The organism is Thermococcus sp. SY098, from assembly GCF_035621495.1.
GTDB lineage: Archaea > Methanobacteriota_B > Thermococci > Thermococcales > Thermococcaceae > Thermococcus_B.
In genome coordinates, this window is record NZ_CP141821.1 from 917394 (window position 1) to 932593 (window position 15200).

Sequence of the window (15200 nt, forward strand, 5' to 3'; positions counted from 1 at the left end):
CACCTCACTTCCGTATCAGCACGAGTCCAAATCCATCTATGTATTTCACCAGGTTGCCCTCACGGGCGATTTCATAGAACGCCCTCCTCACGTACTCCTCATCACCGCAGTCGAGGCACTCGCTGAGCGGCAGGTAGTCCCTGCCCTCAAGCTTTTTCCTCACGCACTCCCTGACCTTCGCGTACATCTCCTCGTCGAGCTCAAGGCGCACCAGGGGGACGAGTGCCTTGGCGTAGCGGTCGTTGGGGTTGTGGATTACCTCGCCGCTCTCTGTGTCGAGGAGTATCAGCGAGACGTTCTCCGAGTAGAAGTTCCTGTGGAAGTCCTCCGACGAGACGTACCTCCTCACCCTCTCCTCGAAGCCGAGGGGTGAGGCGATAACGAGGACCGTCCTTGCGTTCTCCTTTGAGTCCCTCGCATCGATGAGGTGCACGTTGACCTCCGCCAGGGTGAGGGGGTCGGTGTCGAAGCCCAGCTCCGCCAGCCTTTCGACCCTCGTCAGGTAAATCCCCCTGACGAGTATCCTCTCCTTCCTTCCGAGGAGCTTCTTCTCCTTCAGGACTACCTCAACGTACCTGTTCTCCGGCAGGTTCTTGAGGGACTTCTCGTCAAGCTTTCCCGCAAACCTTGACGTGTCCTCGCCCCTCTTCTCTTCAATCCTCTCAACGGAGTAGGTTTTGCCGAGGAGCCGCACTTCACCCGCGAATTTGCTCTTCATCCTGCCCACGAAGTTGAGCTCACCGATCCTCGCTTCGTCCCTGAGCACCAGGCGGGAGCCCTTCTCGACCTTGCCCGACATCGTGAGGATTTCTTCTATCTTGCTTTTCAGCAGGCTCTCCTTCTCGGAAAGCTCAAGCTCTCTCTTCCTCAGCTCCATCTCCTTCTCCCTGAGTTCAAGCTCCCTCCTCCTGAGCCTCTCCTCAAGGAGCCTCGCCTCGCGCAGGGCCTCTTCCTTCGCCTTTGCAAGCTCCTCCTCCAGCTTTTTCCTCAGCTCCTCGTCCTTAAGCTCCATGAGCCTCCTGGCGAGCTCCTCCTTCTCGCGCTCAAACCTCTCGATCAACTCCTCCTTCTCCCTGCGGAGCCTCTCTATCTCCTCAATACCCGATGACCTGAGCTCTGTCTCAAGCCTCTCACGCTCCTCCTCGAAGAACTCCACCATCTCGGCTATCCTCTTTTTCAGTTCCCTTACCCTGGCCTCGTAGCTCTCCCTGACTGCTTCAACTTCCTCCGTCTTTTCGCGCTCCCACTCCTCCATGAGCGTCCTGAACCAGCCGTATTTGCTTGCCTCGTTTATTGCGGCATCGATTTTCTCGCGGTAGCTCTTCCATGTCCTCTTGAGGTAGTAGCGTAGGGGGAGCTTTACCTCGGGGTCTTCGAGCTGCTCATCTATCCACCTGTCCATGCCGAGGTAGTAGGTCTTTAGGAGCTGGAGGGTCTCCTCGTCCCTGCGGTAGAGCTTTTCAAGGATGTCCTCCTTCGTAGTTATCTCAAAGACGTTGTACTTCAGTATCTCATCTATCAGGCCTATCTCGCGTTCCGAGAAGCGCTTTTCCGCAGGTGAAAACTCCTCCCCCTTCTTCCAGAAGCTCCACGCCAGCACTGCCAGTGCCGCCTCGAACTTCGCCCTGAACGTGCTGTCAAGGTCCTTAAGGAAGTCCCCGCATTCTCCTTCGAGATAGCGCGAGTATGCCTCCTGAATCCTCTCCCACAGGCTCTTCCGGGTCTCGAAGTCCTCGACGGTAACGTCCCTGCCCTGCCGCAGAACCCTCTCAGCCGGACGGAGCAGGTTCCTCACGCATTCGGGGTTTCCCTCGTTGAACACTACCATGGTACCACCTCACAGCAGGAGGGAGAGCTCCCTCTCCAGCTTTCTCGCCATGTCCTCAACCGCGGTGCCGTAGCCCTCGATGGCTATGACGACGGCGGTTCCGTTATCCCTCTCTTCAACCAGCACCTCAACCTCCATCCTCCCCTTTTTGGTGTACGCTCTGTATCGGGAGACGTTTCCCTCAGAGGAGACGTAGTATGCACCGAATTTTGAGAGGACGTACTTCAGCAGTTTTTGAACCACCACTGGCTCTTCCCGGGTCAGATACTCAATCTCCCTCCTCGTTGGGGAGACCCTTGAGCCTATGTCCTCGGGCTCCACGCGGTACACCCTCACCTTCCCCTCGGTCGGGGGGTCGAGCTTTGAGAGGAGCTCCTCCGCGAAGCCCTCAACGTCGCTGGAGTCTATTATGAAAGATATCCCCCTGACCTTGGAAATCCTGGCGCGGTTTGACCACTTGTCCAGCAGGTATTCAACGCGCTTTCGCTCCGCGTCGTTCTCGTAGCCGACTATGAACAGGTGCGGCATGACGGTTCACCCTCCACTTTCACTCACTTGTTGAGTTGATGGGACTTTGGAGTATATAACATTTTCGGCAATTTGGAGAAAAATATAGTATTGCAAAATTTTCCATTCTGTAAAATACCGGAAAATAGGAGGAATGCACAGGGAAAAATCAAACCCTGTCAACGACGCCCTTCAGTATCTCCTCGACCTCTGAGGCGACCTTCAACAGCTCGTCGTTCCCGGTTATGCTCATGGCCCGAGTCGGGAGCAGAAGCCCCACGTAGGTCTTTCCGCCCTTCACGTAGACTATCAGGTTGCACGGAAGGAACGAGCCGCTGTTGATGTCGATGCCTATGAGCTGGCTTGAGAACTTCGGGTTGCAGGCACCGAGGATAACGTAGGGCTCCATGTCAAGGTCGAGCTTCTCCTTGAAAAGCCGGTCAACCCTGACCTCGCTGAGGACACCGAAGCCCTCCTTCTTCAGCTCTTCCTTGACCCTCGCCACGGTCTCGTCAAAGCCTGTCTCGACCTCGCGGAGGTAGGAGTACTCCTTCTGCCCTTCCATTCCTTTCATCCCGTGCATGCCGTGGTGGCCCTTGCCCTTACATCCTCCTTTCATTTTTCCTTTGCCTTTCATTCCCTTCATGCCACCCATTTTCCCGTGGCCCTTCATTCCGCCGTTTTCCATTTCATTCATTTCGCCTTTCATTTTGGATCACCTTTTTCTTCATTGATACTTACTCTGTTGAAAAGGGTAAAAGGCTTGTCCTTAGCAATTTAGAAATCTTGGATGGCAAAAATTGTCAGAATTAAAGTGATTCCTTAAGCTCCTTATAAAGTGCATCCAAAAGGAGAACTGTTGTGATTCCGGAAGTGGGCGTTCCACCTACAAAATACTAACCACTCCGTTGAGAGGGACATTTCATGGAGCTTAGGGAAAACTCACAAGGTCTACAGAATGTTGAGGGGTTGGAAAGGGAAAGATAAGGAAAGCCTCACCTCAGAATCCTCATCGCGTTGAAGACCGCTATTAACGCTACGCCAACGTCGGCAAAGACCGCCTCCCACATCGTCGCCTCTCCGAGGATCCCAAGGCTTATGAACGCTAACTTTACCCCGAGGGCGAAGATTATGTTCTGCCATACTATCCTCTGCGTCTTCCTGGCTATCCTGATGCCCCTCGGCAGCTTGGATGGCTTGTCGTCCATTATAACGACATCTGCAGTCTCTATTGCCGCGTCGCTACCCAAGGCTCCCATGGCAACCCCCACATCAGCCCTTGCCAAAACAGGAGCATCATTTATGCCGTCTCCTACGAAAACTATTTTCTCGTTGGGTGCTTTTTCCTTCTCAAGCGCCTCAATGACCTTTACCTTGTCCTCCGGCAGGAGCTCTGCATAGAAGCCGTCCAACCCAAGTTGCCTCGCTATCTCAGCCGCAACATCTTTGTTGTCTCCTGTAACCATAACGACCTTCCTAACACCAAGGCGTTTGAGTTCCCTCACCGCAACCGGAGCATCTTCCTTTATCTCGTCTGAGATTATTATATAGCCCGCATACTTTCCGTTTATTACAACGTGAGCTACTGTTCCCTTAACGCGGCACGTGTCGTGCTCGATGTTAAAGCGGTGCAAAAGCCTGTCGTTGCCCACCATGACCTCAATGCCGTCTATCTTTGCCCTGACACCGTGCCCCGCTATTTCCTCGTACTCGACTATCTCCGCCCCGTTGATTTCCTTTCCATAGGCCTCCTTTATCGCCTTGGCTATCGGGTGGTTTGAGTGCGCCTCCGCCAGAGCTGCGAACTTTATTATCTCCTCCTCGCTGAAGCCGTTCCTTGTCTCGATTTTTGTGACCTTAAAAACGCCCTTTGTCAGCGTTCCGGTCTTGTCAAAGGCAACTATTGAAGCACTGCTCAGGGCATCGAGGAAGTTGGAGCCCTTGACGAGTATTCCATCCCTTGCTGCTCTTCCAATACCCCCGAAGTAGCCGAGCGGAATTGAGAGGACAAGCGCACACGGGCACGAGATGACGAGGAGCACCAGTGCTCTGTATACCCACTTCGAGAAGGGCTCGCCGAAGACAAACGGGGGAACTAAAGCTATAAGCACCGCGAGTCCGACGACAGCTGGCGTATAGTAGTGGGCAAAGCGTGTTATGAACTTCTCCGTCTTCGCTTTTCTCGCGCTTGCGTTCTCCACAAGCTCAAGAATTCTCGAAATGGTTGATTCCTTGAGCTCTTTTGTAACTTTGACCGTCAAAAGACCGCTCAGGTTTACCATTCCCGAGAGGATTTCCTCCCCTTCCTTCACAGTCCTCGGAACGCTCTCCCCAGTTAAAGCAGAGGTATCAACGCTTGAGCTTCCCTCGATGATAACTCCATCAACAGGAACCCTCTCACCTGGCTTTATGACAATTATGTCTCCCACTTTAAGCTCTTCGGGCTTGACTCTTACTATCTTATCGCCCACCTTGAGGTTTGCGTACTCCGCCTTTAATGCCAGCAGTGCCCTGATGGAGCGCCTCGACCTGTTAACCGCTAAGTCCTGGAAGAACTCACCCACGATGTAGAAGAGCATAACTCCCACAGCTTCGGGATATTCATGAATGGCAAACGCTCCCAGCGTGGCTATGGCTATGAGGAAGTTCTCGTCAAAGACGTTGCCGTGGATTGAGTTCACAAAGGCGTTCCTGAGAACCTTCCACCCAACGAGGAGGTAGCTCACCACAAATATCCCGAACACAAAAGGGTTGTCGTAGTTGTAGTAGTACCTCAGGACTATCCCTACGGCAAACAGCAGGAGCGAGGGGATTATGAAGTAGAGCATCCTCTTCGGGTCGTCGTGATCGTGATGATCGTGTTCATGCTCATGCTCCTCCTTTTCGATGATCTTAACCCCGGGCTCAACCCTCTTTATTATCTCCTTTGCCTTTTCGATGTCCCCTTCTATTATGGCTTCTTTGGTGGTGAAGTTGACCAGGGCAAACTCGAAGCCCTCCTTCTTTAAAGCCTCCTCTATTTCATAAGCACAGCTTGCGCAGTCAAGTCCCTCCAATTTAAGCTTCTTCGGCATGATTATTCCTCCATGTGCTTTAACGCGACCTTCAAAATCTCCCTTATATGCTCGTCATCCAAGCGATAAAAGACGTTCTTACCGTCTTTCCTGTAGGTCACGATTTTCCTGTCCTTCAGGATTCTCAGCTGGTGAGAGATAGCTGAGACTGAAAGGCCTGTGATGTTGGAAAGATCACAGGTGCAAAGCTCATCTTCAAGGAGAGCGAAGAGTATTTTAAGCCTCGTTGGATTCCCCAATGCATCAAAAAAATCCGAGATTTCCAAGATTAACTCCTCCTCAGGCAGTTTTTCTCTGGCTTTGAGAATTTTATCAAGATGTTCTTCATACACCTTACACACTTCTGTCATTTTTCATCACCTCTACATTTGAGCAATTGTGCAAATGTTTTATAAACCTTTCCATTTCGAAACATATCGAAAGACTACACAGAGACTACCAGAATAGAAATCCCCAGAGCAATCGGGAAGTATGGAATAGAATATTTATGGAAGTCCCTTATACCAATCCCAGAGATGCGGAGGGCTATAAGATTGGCGAGAGAACCAATCACTATTCCAGTACCACCGAGATTTACACCAAGTGCCAAAGGGAGCCATTCTGGTTTTCCTGCAGAGATCAAAACCACAGTTGCAGGAACGTTGCTTATCAATTGACTTAACCCAGCAGAAAGTAGAACTACACTTATGGAACTTTTTAATGGGGGCAAAATATTAAAAGCACGCATGAGCATAGAGAGCTCTTTAAAATCGATGAATATAAAAGCAAATGTAATAATCAATGCAATATCAATAGAGAGCAAGATCCTTCGCTCAGCAATTGCTAAGATGGCAATAGTTAAAGGAAGTGCCCACAGTGCATGTCCCAGTTGAATCAACACGACATCTACAAATAACAATGTTGCGGATGAAAACATTAGAGTTTTGTTAAGCTTCACATCTGGCATTGTGAGTACTCGAAACGATTTCTTACTCTTCCCCATAGACACAAACAGAAGCAGAATAAACACCCACAGGGAGACATAGGGAAGCATTGTTAGAATAAATTCATGTACAGAAATCCTATACACCCTCCACATGATTATGTTCTGCGGATTTCCGATAGGGGTTAATGCTGACCCTACATTTGCAGCAATTGCCGTTAAGCTAACTGCTTTTTTCACGTCTACTTCTGCAATTTTAGACATGGTCATGATAAGGGGAATAAACACAAACATGGCAGTATCATTCATTATAAGTGAGGATGAGAATGATACAATGACTATCATGATAAACAGAAAGCGTTTTTCGTCACCATCTGAAAGCTGTATTATGTAAGGAGCGATTCTTGTGAAAACACCAGAAAGTTCAAGACCTCTTGATACCATAATGAGGGATACTATCGCTGAAAGACTTTCATAATCAACGAGTTTTAGGGTTCTTCCAAGCAGGGAGTTATCTACAATTAATAGCAATACATATAGTAATAACAAAAGAGCAAGGAACAACTCTCTTTTGGCACACAATGCTATGACCCTAATTAGTCCCCTAATATTAAATGACGTATCTCCTTACCTCCTCTGTAAGGCCGTAATCAGGTATGAGCTCCCTACCATCGTAAGAAACTTTAACATGCATTATTATGAGTTTATTCCATGCCACTGGAATTGCCCATGCATCTTCTGGCTCCCTAAATTCTGCAGCTTCAATGACATATGCCTCCTTTAATGCAGCCTCAATTATTTGTCGAACTTCTTGGGGGTCAATTTCAACATTCCACGCTCTAACAGGTCTCCCCTTAGGAGATGGGGCTTTTAAATATGGATCATAGTGTATTCTGTCTATGGCAACATCCATGTACATTACTGGCACATCAACATGTGTTTCACCGGCTGGTCCCCTTCGTATCAAAGGAACCCCTACAGTAAAAAGAGATAGAGCAGTTTTAACAGCATCAATGGCTCTATTTATGAGTTCTGGATCAAAAACTTTTCTATACTCTTTCCCGCCACCTTTTATTGGAGGAGGTGTTGGGGCTACCATTTCAGCAACCTCCGTTATGATTGTTGATTGAGTCATATAAACCCCTAAATAATCTTTTCCTTATAACAGCTTATGTATTCTAACCGACTTTACTCCAAAGAAAGTAAATACACTCCAAAAAACATCAAAACGCCAAAAAATAATTTAATCGCAGTAAAGCTCTCCCCAAGGATTAGAAAGGCAAAGAGAGCGCCGATTAAAGAGGAAGTCGAAAAAATTGCCCCCGTCTTCATGGCGCCAATCTCTCTTAAGGCGAACAGGAACAGCACGATGGAAAAGCCTATGCTGAAAGCACCGACCGTTAAAATGTACGGAAGGCTTTGAAGCGGGATGTGGAAGGGAATTCCAATTAAAGAAGCCAGAGTTAATAGCGCGCTCCCTCCAAACAGCCCTTTCAGTGAGGTTACCAGTAGCAGATCCCTCTTAACGCTTAACAGCTTGCTCAAATTGTTGTCCACCGCCCATGAAAAACCTGCCAAGATTATTAAAATGTTCCCAAGGATGCCCCTGCTCAGCTCCACTTCCCTAAAGTTCTCCGTCGAGATCACAGCGGCTCCAATTAGGATTAAGAGAATTCCGGTAATGCTTCTTCTTGAGACTTTTTCTTTAAAAACCAAAAGGGCTATTAAAACGGTGAACAGCGTCTCGGTGTTGAGGAGCAAAGATGCGTTAACAGCTGTTGTCTTATTCAAGCCAAACATGAACGAAAGAGGTGCCAAAAAGGAGCCAAAAAGCACTATAAGAGTCAACAGCAGGAGGTCTCGCCCTGAAAAGTATTCCTGAGTTTTAACCTTAAATTCAAGCCTTCCGAGGATTTTGTCCTTGAGCGGCGTAAAGCGGAGGAGCATTAAAACTATCCCCGCTGTTAGATAAATGCCTCCCGCTATTATCATCGGATGAACAGCTCTAAGAGCGATCTTATTCAGCGTTGAACTTATTCCAAAGAGCAGAGCCGCTAAGAGAGCGCTCACATAGCCATAGTGATGGGTCATGCTATTAATTCCTGTGCAGAGTTTTATAAGGCTAGCTCACACGAAAAGAAAGAAGATAACACAGGATTACACGATTCAAAGATTTTTCACATCGCACAGCACGGCATTTTTGATACGTCCCCCTTGAAGGAAAGTGCGGCAAGCTTTATGGCCTCGCTCATCGTCGGGAAGACGTGGAGGGTATCTACAACATCATCCACCGTCATCCTGCTCCTCAATATCATCACCGCTTCGTGGATTATCTCGGCAGCGTTGTGGGCTAAGATGTGGACTCCGAGGATTTCGCCGGTTCCGGCATTTATGACCATCTTTATCAGCCCCCTCTCCTCGCCGGTTATAATGGCCTTCGGGACGTTTGAGAATTCCACCGTGCTGCACAGGCACTTTGTGACTTTTTGTGCCTCTCTATCTGTTAGACCAACGCTGGCAAGCTGTGGGTCCGTAAAGACGACCCTCGGCACCACCCTGTAGTCCATCTCAACGTTTTTACCCTCCAGAGCGTTTGTCGCGGCGGTAAAGCCCTCCTTGGCGGCGACGGTTTCTAACATGGGCTCACCTATCACGTCCCCGGCGGCATAGATGGTTTGACCTGCTCTAAGCGTCTTATCCACGATCACAAAGCCCCTCCCATCTGTTTTAACATCGGTGTTCTCAAGACCGAGACCGGCGGTGTTGGGCTCCCTCCCCGTTGCGAAGAAAACGTATTCCCCTTCAAACGCCCTTTCCTTTCCCCCAACTTCGGCATGAACCTTAACTCCATCCCCCGCCCTCTCAAGGGACTTTATTCTAACGGAGGTGTTTACATCAATGCCCTCCCCCCTCAAGATGTCCTCAAGCTCTATTGCCAGCTCGGGCTCGGCATGAGGCATTATCCTGACGCTCCTCTGTAAAACGGTCACCTCGCTCCCGGCCCTCGCGAAGATTTGGGCAAACTCCAGCGCCTGGATTCTCCCTCCGATAATTATGACGGACTCAGGAAGTGTCTTAAGCTCAAGGGCCTCGACGTGCGTTAAAATCCTGTCCTTCACTTCTTCAACCCCCTTTTATGGGGAGGATTCTCGCCTTCGCCCCTGTCGCGATGAGGGCCCTCTTGAACTCAACCCTCTCGCCGTTCACCAGGGCCTCATGGTTTGATTCGAACCTCGCGGAACCGCTGACGTAGTCAACGTTATCAAGACCCTCCAGAACATTCTCATACTTCTCTCTCCTGAGCTTCCTCACGAGCTCGTCCTTCCCCTTTAACAGCTTTCCAAAATCGAATTCTCAATCCCAAAGCTCAGACCGGAGTAATGGTTCATCAATGCCCTTTTCTTGAGCTCCAGAGCGGTTAGAATATACTTCGTTGGGACACAGCCGACGTTTACGCATGTCCCCCTATTGGGCCCCTGTTGACCATGAGGGTTTTTACTCCAAGCTCATTGGCTTTTAAAGCCGCGGCAAAACCTGCAGCACCTCCTCCTATTATAAGAAAGTCGTACTTATCCATTTCAACTGCCTCCACTAAAGAAAATGCTCTCAGAAAAGAGGAAAAAAGAAAAGTCAGTGGCAACAGCCATGCCTCTTGTGACCGTGGCCATGTCCGTGGGAGTTCATCTTGTGTCCGTGCTCCATGTGCCCCTCCTTGATAAACTTCTCCGGGTTTGCCTCAAACTGGGCTTTGCAGTGAGGGGAGCAGAAGTAGTAAACCTTCCCTCCATATTCCACTTTAAATTCCGTCTCTTCACCAACTTCCATCCCACAAACTGGATCTATAGGCATTTAAATCACCTCCGCTTCGTAACCAAACTTTGCAACGGCATTAATCAAATCCTCAACCCTGAGCTTTGACTCATCATATTCAACTACAGCCATTTTTTCCTCAAGGCTTACATCAGCTTTAGCCCCAATTTTTTCCAAAGCCCTCTTAATTGTCATTGCACAGTGTCCGCAGCTCATGTTCTTGATCTTTAAAACAACCTTCGCCATTTGAATCACCAGTTTAAACTAAGTATGAAAGTTTATTGCCCTTATCTTTTTCAAAATGGAAATTTATTACGACAAAAACTTTAAAAATTGAAAATTAGAGGGAGTCGATTATTTTTTTGAGCTTTTCTTCCATAGGTTTCATGAGTTCAACAACTTTCTCCCCTGCGATTTTCCAAGCAACGCTCGGAAGTCCAATGCCAATGTAAACTCCATCCTCCCTGACATAGCCAAATGCAGTACAGGGCATTAGTGCTCCAATATTGGGATCAAGCCTGACGAGTTCTGCAACTACTTCACGGTCGCATATGAAGAGCACATGGTAATCCGCTATAATCCCGTCTTCCCTTTCCACTATGCTTACCGGGATTCTCTCTCCCACTATAAGGAAACCTTCTTCTTCGATTTTCTTTTTAAGCTCTTCCCAAAGCTCATCCAAATCTCTTTCGAATCTTCTAACGTAGTAAAACTTCATGGATACCACCTATGTCTCCACCATTATGCATCTGTAAAAGCTATAATCTACATTGTGACTCTCCAAAAATTCTCTGATTTCCTCACTCTCAGCGCCTGGCTGGAACCACAGCTTTTTGAAACCAGTTTCAACGGCTCTCTTTACAGCCTGAAGGCATGCCTTTGGAGGAATCACAAAAACTATTACATCAACATCTTTGGGGAGCTCCTCGACACTTTTATAGCACCTAATTCCCTCTATCTCGTCATAGTTTGGATTTACCGGCAGCACTTTAAAACCTTTCTTTAAAAGATCTTTGAGTATTATATTCCCGTATTTAGCTGGATTTTTCGATGCTCCAACCAAAGCTATCTTCTCAAATTCCTCAACTTTCACTTAACTCACCAAGTTTGAATATTCCTTCATCCTTATTTGTCTTTTGGCATTACCGTTTTTGATAAATAAAAAAAGAATTCATCCCACTGTTTTGAGCCTTTCCCTTTTGGCATTTAATTTAGGCTCTTTGCCATAAGCTCTAAGGACAAGATAAAGTCCGAATATGAGATAGCCAAATTGAACAATAACCCTCCCCCATTCCATTTTTGTAGAGTAACCAAAAAGCACTGCGAATACTGAACCTATTGCGCCTTTGTGAGACCATATGCTATCGCCTGGGATCCCCAAGTCATATGCCTTCTCCCCAAGAAAGCCAAGATTAAATCCTTCCTCCTGCCCCCATTCAATGAGCTCATGTGTTCCATAACCCGCTAATCCCGCTGCCACAAAGACCAATAAAATTGAAGTGTAGTAAAAGAATGTTCTGAGATTTATCTTCATACCAACCCCATATATAAGATAAGCCAACACTAAAGCGCCAATGAGACCTGTTACGATGCCGGCTAAAGTACCGCTTAAATCTTGAGTGGCAAAGGGGGTTAAGAACAACACCGTTTCGAGCCCTTCCCTAAAGACCACTACAAAAGTAAAACCGATTAACGCAAGGGGACTAATTGCCTTACTTACCTTGCTTTCTATCTCAGCTTTGATGTTTTTCCCTTTAGTGGCCATCCAGTATATCATACTCGTAAGGACTACCACCGCTATATACGACGCAACACCCTCGAAGAGCTCCTTCTCTTCAAAGCCTCCATAAAACTTGAGAATCATTACACCCAACATAGTACTCACTAAAAGAGAAAGTCCAACACCAGTCCAGACATCTTTGATTTGATTATTTCTGTTGGTTCTTTTTAAGTATGCGATTATCACAGCCACTATTATTGCCGCTTCAAGTGCCTCTCTAAACGTTATAAGGAACTGTCCAATCATCTTTATACACCTCGTAAATTCTTAGGTCAACCTAATCTAATTTTGCTTACTTATAATGTTTATCTTTACCAAATTGGAATTTCGAATCGTTAGTTAGAAACATTGGTATAGAGTACATTAAAATAGTGATTTCGAAATTTGGAGATAAGATTTCAAACTATTCTCTTCCACAATTTAAAGTCAATACTCATTCCCGAATATGCACATATATGTTACTTACCATTTCAAGAGAAAGCCTTGCAAAAATTTACAAAATGGAAAATGATAGAGCTCAGATTTTTCCCACTAAGTCTAAGCTCACTTTGAGAGTTTCTTTTCCGGGCTCCCAACTTGCAGGACATACTTGCCCAGGATGTTCTCTCACATACTTGGAAGCCCTGAGCCTCCTGAGGATCTCCTTTGCGCTCCTCCCTATGCTGAGGTCGTGCATCTCCATGTGGACGACCTTTCCGTCGGGGTCTACTATGAAGGTGGCCCTCCATGAAACGCCCTCGTCCTCGATGTAGGTTCCGAAGAGCCGGCTTATTTTTCCCGCCGGGTCGGCGAGCATGGGGTATCTTATCTTCTTTATAGCTGGCGATGTGTCGTGCCAGGCCTTGTGGACGTAGGCGGTATCGGTCGAAACGCTGAGGATTTCAGCCCCTTCCTTCTTGAACTCCTCGTAATAGTCGGCCAGCTCCTCAAGCTCCGTCGGGCAGACGAAGGTGAAGTCAGCCGGGTAAAAGGCAACCACAACCCACTTGCCCCTGTAGTCTGAAAGCTTGATCTTTCCGATGTCGTCCTTCTCTGGAAGGTACGCATCGGCCTCGAAGTCCGGAACGATTTCTCCAACCTTCACCATTTCGGTATCACCGTCTTTTATTAGGTCAGTCTAATTTATATGGGTTTGCCTAACAAAATGAAAAGTTCCGAAATTCAAAGCATGTCATTTTGAAGGGCAAATTTAAAATATCGTCGGGATAACTTTCTTCGGTGATAATATGAAGGTTAAGATAATTCTCGGAACGGCAAGGGAAGGACGGAAGAGTGAGAAAGTCGCGGAATACCTCGTGAAGAAGGCCGGGGCACTCGGCTGGGAGGCCGAGCTTATAGACGTCAGGGACTACCTCCTGGCCTACACCCACCGCTGGAAGGTAACTCCCGAGATGGAGAGGTACAGGGATAAAATCCTTGAGGCCGATGCCCTCGTCATAGTTGCCCCCGAGTACAACGGGAGCTATCCGGGGGAGCTGAAGATCCTCCTCGATACCATCTACGACGAGTACGAAGGACTGCCCCTGGGCATCGTCACAGTCTCCAGCGTTACGGGGGGAGTACGGCTCCTCATGGAGCTCAGAACGGCCGCGGTGAACTACCGCATGCTACCGGTCGGGCAGGTTCTCTTCTATAACGTCGACGACCTGTTCGATGGTGAAGAGCTGAAGGACGAGAAGTACAAAGAACGGGTTGAACGGCTTTTCAGGACCCTTGAGAAGTACGCTAAAGCTCTTAGGCCAATAAGGGAGGAGGTAAGGGAGAAGCTGAGGGAGAAGACAGAGGGAGTCTAATCCCTATCCCCTCCCCCCAGCCCCATGAAGTAAACCGTCGCGGGACAGCCCGAGCACTTCTTGCCGTAGATGTAGCACTCCGTGCAGACCTTCCCGCAGGGGGCAACTTTCCTCGTCGGCTCCAGCTTGAAGTCAACGAACTCTGGATAGGCCGGAGACGAACCAAGGGAGACGTCCATTTCCTTGACGGACTCCATAGGCCGTATAGTGTTCTCTATGGTGGCCTCAAGGGCGGAGTAGCTCTCCGCTATGAGTGCCAGGTTTAGGTTGTACTTGCCGGTCGTCGTGGCGACGAAGACCGTTCTCGGGCACTTTGCAAAAACGTCCGCCAGCTTCTCAGCCTCGTCCATGCTCCGAACCTTGAGGTTCACCACCGCGGAGACAAAGTTCCTCTTCCTGATGTTCAGCAGTGCCTGAACCCTTAAGTCCCCCCGCCTCTCCAGCTTTTCAAGCCTCTCCCTCGCGGAGGGGTGGCTTATCCCCAGTTCCCTCGCTATCTCGGACACCTTCATCCTGCCGTTCTTCCTCAGCAGGCGGTATATCAGCAGGTCGCGTTCGTCCATAAAACCACCTTCATTTTGAAGGTTTTTGCCTTCAATTTCCTGGGAAATAAATATAATCATTTCGAAATTTTCTAAAAATTGAGGTGATTTCGATGGAGAGAAACGAGGGAGCCCTCGACAGGCTTTTGAGGATAGTTATAGGAATAGTACTGCTCGGCATATGGGCAGGCATGAACGTGCCCTACGAGACCGTGCTTTTGATAGTCGGACTTATTGCACTGGTGACCGGACTTACCGGCTTCTGTGCAATTTATAAACTCCTCGGCATAAGTACATGCAAAGAATGCTGAGGTGAAAGGGTGAAGCGCGTAATCAAAGCCTTGATAATTTCAGGTGAGCTGCTCATAGCGGCCAGTCTGGCACTGATGGTAACCGGCCTGGCAATGAACGACCCGACATCAACCCTTGGGTCGCTGATGAGCTATGAAACGGCCAGGAGAGTCCACACCATAGCGTCGTACCTCTTCATCCCCCTCTTTTACGTCCACACGGCGGCGGGCCTTCTCGTTATTGCGAACAGAACAGAGAGGCTGAAAACAGAAAAGGCCAGGAGGACACTTGTCGGGGCCTGGACAGTCCTCACGGTGCTCCTCGTGGTGGCAGGATTTACCGCCTTCGGCACGGGGCGGTCGGCGTTCGGAAGCGTCCAGGCCACAGCGGTGCTGACCCTCGAAGAGGTCGCGAAGCACAGTACCGAAAACGACTGCTGGATCATCGTCAAGGACAGGGTTTACAACGTCACCTCCCTGATAGACACCCACCCCGGCGGTAGGGACGCAATACTGAAATACTGCGGCACAAACGCGACCGAGGTCTTTTTCAACGAGCATACTGAAAGGGATTATGAAGCACTCCAGCAGTACTATATCGGCACAATCAACGGGTCGATCGTTAATCAAGGAAACAGCACAGAAAAGGGCTGA

Annotated in this window: 21 protein-coding genes; 3 read left to right on the forward strand and 18 right to left on the reverse strand. The window is 48.6% G+C overall.

The features are described from left to right. Positions 1-4 precede the first annotated feature (4 nt). The 17 genes from VFC49_RS05140 to VFC49_RS05220 all read right to left on the reverse strand — a co-directional run bounded on the left by VFC49_RS05140 (position 5) and on the right by VFC49_RS05220 (position 13008). A complete protein-coding gene (locus tag VFC49_RS05140; protein ID WP_324736452.1) occupies positions 5-1828 on the reverse strand; it encodes a hypothetical protein in 1824 nt (607 codons plus the stop codon). 9 nt (positions 1829-1837) lie between these two features. Next, complete coding sequence (locus VFC49_RS05145; protein WP_324736453.1) at positions 1838-2356, reverse strand: hypothetical protein; 519 nt, start codon at positions 2354-2356, stop codon at positions 1838-1840. A gap of 148 nt (positions 2357-2504) precedes the next feature. Beyond that, positions 2505-3044, reverse strand: a complete 540-nt coding sequence (locus tag VFC49_RS05150) for a DUF302 domain-containing protein (protein WP_324736454.1) — start codon at positions 3042-3044, stop codon at positions 2505-2507. Positions 3045-3330: 286 nt separating this feature from the next. Then, entirely contained in the window at positions 3331-5409 is a 2079-nt protein-coding gene (locus tag VFC49_RS05155; RefSeq protein ID WP_324736455.1) for a heavy metal translocating P-type ATPase, read from the reverse strand. 2 nt (positions 5410-5411) lie between these two features. Beyond that, positions 5412-5759, reverse strand: coding sequence for an ArsR/SmtB family transcription factor (locus VFC49_RS05160; protein WP_013467675.1), 348 nt, complete (start codon positions 5757-5759; stop codon positions 5412-5414). 74 nt (positions 5760-5833) lie between these two features. Next, positions 5834-6913: an SLC13 family permease gene (locus tag VFC49_RS05165; RefSeq protein WP_324736456.1), complete on the reverse strand. Its 1080-nt coding sequence runs from the start codon at positions 6911-6913 to the stop codon at positions 5834-5836. Between the two features lie 28 nt (positions 6914-6941). Further along, positions 6942-7430, reverse strand: a complete 489-nt coding sequence (locus VFC49_RS05170) for a hypothetical protein (RefSeq protein ID WP_324736457.1) — start codon at positions 7428-7430, stop codon at positions 6942-6944. Positions 7431-7519: 89 nt separating this feature from the next. Beyond that, positions 7520-8422 (reverse strand): DMT family transporter, encoded by a 903-nt coding sequence (locus VFC49_RS05175; RefSeq protein ID WP_324736458.1) that lies wholly within the window; start codon positions 8420-8422, stop codon positions 7520-7522. 86 nt (positions 8423-8508) lie between these two features. Beyond that, complete coding sequence (locus VFC49_RS05180; RefSeq protein ID WP_324736459.1) at positions 8509-9450, reverse strand: FAD-dependent oxidoreductase; 942 nt, start codon at positions 9448-9450, stop codon at positions 8509-8511. A gap of 4 nt (positions 9451-9454) precedes the next feature. Next, positions 9455-9643, reverse strand: coding sequence for an FAD-dependent oxidoreductase (locus VFC49_RS05185; RefSeq protein WP_324736460.1), 189 nt, complete (start codon positions 9641-9643; stop codon positions 9455-9457). Positions 9644-9782: 139 nt separating this feature from the next. Next, a complete protein-coding gene (locus VFC49_RS05190) occupies positions 9783-9908 on the reverse strand; it encodes an FAD-dependent oxidoreductase (protein WP_324736461.1) in 126 nt (41 codons plus the stop codon). A gap of 53 nt (positions 9909-9961) precedes the next feature. Beyond that, positions 9962-10180, reverse strand: coding sequence for a YHS domain-containing protein (locus VFC49_RS05195; RefSeq protein ID WP_324736462.1), 219 nt, complete (start codon positions 10178-10180; stop codon positions 9962-9964). After that, positions 10181-10387, reverse strand: a complete 207-nt coding sequence (locus tag VFC49_RS05200; protein WP_324736463.1) for a heavy-metal-associated domain-containing protein — start codon at positions 10385-10387, stop codon at positions 10181-10183. A gap of 94 nt (positions 10388-10481) precedes the next feature. After that, on the reverse strand, positions 10482-10859 hold the full coding sequence (locus VFC49_RS05205; protein ID WP_324736464.1) for a DUF302 domain-containing protein: 378 nt from the start codon (positions 10857-10859) through the stop codon (positions 10482-10484). 9 nt (positions 10860-10868) lie between these two features. Beyond that, positions 10869-11234: a CoA-binding protein gene (locus VFC49_RS05210; protein WP_324736465.1), complete on the reverse strand. Its 366-nt coding sequence runs from the start codon at positions 11232-11234 to the stop codon at positions 10869-10871. A gap of 78 nt (positions 11235-11312) precedes the next feature. Further along, positions 11313-12167 carry an FTR1 family protein gene (locus VFC49_RS05215; RefSeq protein ID WP_324736466.1) on the reverse strand — a complete coding sequence of 285 codons (855 nt, stop codon included), beginning with the start codon at positions 12165-12167 and terminating at the stop codon, positions 11313-11315. Between the two features lie 271 nt (positions 12168-12438). Next, a complete protein-coding gene (locus VFC49_RS05220; RefSeq protein ID WP_324736467.1) occupies positions 12439-13008 on the reverse strand; it encodes a peroxiredoxin in 570 nt (189 codons plus the stop codon). Positions 13009-13147: 139 nt separating this feature from the next. On the opposite strand from VFC49_RS05220, the gene VFC49_RS05225 reads away from it, so the two are divergent. Further along, positions 13148-13714, forward strand: coding sequence for an NAD(P)H-dependent oxidoreductase (locus VFC49_RS05225; RefSeq protein ID WP_324736468.1), 567 nt, complete (start codon positions 13148-13150; stop codon positions 13712-13714). On the opposite strand, the gene VFC49_RS05230 is transcribed toward VFC49_RS05225, so the two are convergent. Continuing rightward, positions 13711-14277: an Lrp/AsnC family transcriptional regulator gene (locus VFC49_RS05230; RefSeq protein WP_324736469.1), complete on the reverse strand. Its 567-nt coding sequence runs from the start codon at positions 14275-14277 to the stop codon at positions 13711-13713. The two genes, VFC49_RS05225 and VFC49_RS05230, sit on opposite strands and share 4 nt — an antisense overlap. Positions 14278-14369: 92 nt before the next feature. On the opposite strand from VFC49_RS05230, the gene VFC49_RS05235 reads away from it, so the two are divergent. Beyond that, complete coding sequence (locus VFC49_RS05235; protein WP_324736470.1) at positions 14370-14567, forward strand: DUF2892 domain-containing protein; 198 nt, start codon at positions 14370-14372, stop codon at positions 14565-14567. 9 nt (positions 14568-14576) lie between these two features. Beyond that, complete coding sequence (locus VFC49_RS05240) at positions 14577-15200, forward strand: cytochrome b5 domain-containing protein (protein WP_324736471.1); 624 nt, start codon at positions 14577-14579, stop codon at positions 15198-15200.

Coding starts and splice junctions, on each gene's coding strand:
- VFC49_RS05140 (WP_324736452.1), bottom strand. CDS start 1,828: ATGGTAGTGTTCAACGAGGGAAACCCCGAATGCGTGAGGAACCTGCTC.
- VFC49_RS05145 (WP_324736453.1), bottom strand. CDS start 2,356: ATGCCGCACCTGTTCATAGTCGGCTACGAGAACGACGCGGAGCGAAAG.
- VFC49_RS05150 (WP_324736454.1), bottom strand. CDS start 3,044: ATGAAAGGCGAAATGAATGAAATGGAAAACGGCGGAATGAAGGGCCAC.
- VFC49_RS05155 (WP_324736455.1), bottom strand. CDS start 5,409: ATGCCGAAGAAGCTTAAATTGGAGGGACTTGACTGCGCAAGCTGTGCT.
- VFC49_RS05160 (WP_013467675.1), bottom strand. CDS start 5,759: ATGACAGAAGTGTGTAAGGTGTATGAAGAACATCTTGATAAAATTCTC.
- VFC49_RS05170 (WP_324736457.1), bottom strand. CDS start 7,430: ATGGTAGCCCCAACACCTCCTCCAATAAAAGGTGGCGGGAAAGAGTAT.
- VFC49_RS05175 (WP_324736458.1), bottom strand. CDS start 8,422: ATGACCCATCACTATGGCTATGTGAGCGCTCTCTTAGCGGCTCTGCTC.
- VFC49_RS05190 (WP_324736461.1), bottom strand. CDS start 9,908: ATGGATAAGTACGACTTTCTTATAATAGGAGGAGGTGCTGCAGGTTTT.
- VFC49_RS05195 (WP_324736462.1), bottom strand. CDS start 10,180: ATGCCTATAGATCCAGTTTGTGGGATGGAAGTTGGTGAAGAGACGGAA.
- VFC49_RS05200 (WP_324736463.1), bottom strand. CDS start 10,387: ATGGCGAAGGTTGTTTTAAAGATCAAGAACATGAGCTGCGGACACTGT.
- VFC49_RS05205 (WP_324736464.1), bottom strand. CDS start 10,859: ATGAAGTTTTACTACGTTAGAAGATTCGAAAGAGATTTGGATGAGCTT.
- VFC49_RS05215 (WP_324736466.1), bottom strand. CDS start 12,167: ATGATTGGACAGTTCCTTATAACGTTTAGAGAGGCACTTGAAGCGGCA.
- VFC49_RS05220 (WP_324736467.1), bottom strand. CDS start 13,008: ATGGTGAAGGTTGGAGAAATCGTTCCGGACTTCGAGGCCGATGCGTAC.
- VFC49_RS05225 (WP_324736468.1), top strand. CDS start 13,148: ATGAAGGTTAAGATAATTCTCGGAACGGCAAGGGAAGGACGGAAGAGT.
- VFC49_RS05230 (WP_324736469.1), bottom strand. CDS start 14,277: ATGGACGAACGCGACCTGCTGATATACCGCCTGCTGAGGAAGAACGGC.
- VFC49_RS05235 (WP_324736470.1), top strand. CDS start 14,370: ATGGAGAGAAACGAGGGAGCCCTCGACAGGCTTTTGAGGATAGTTATA.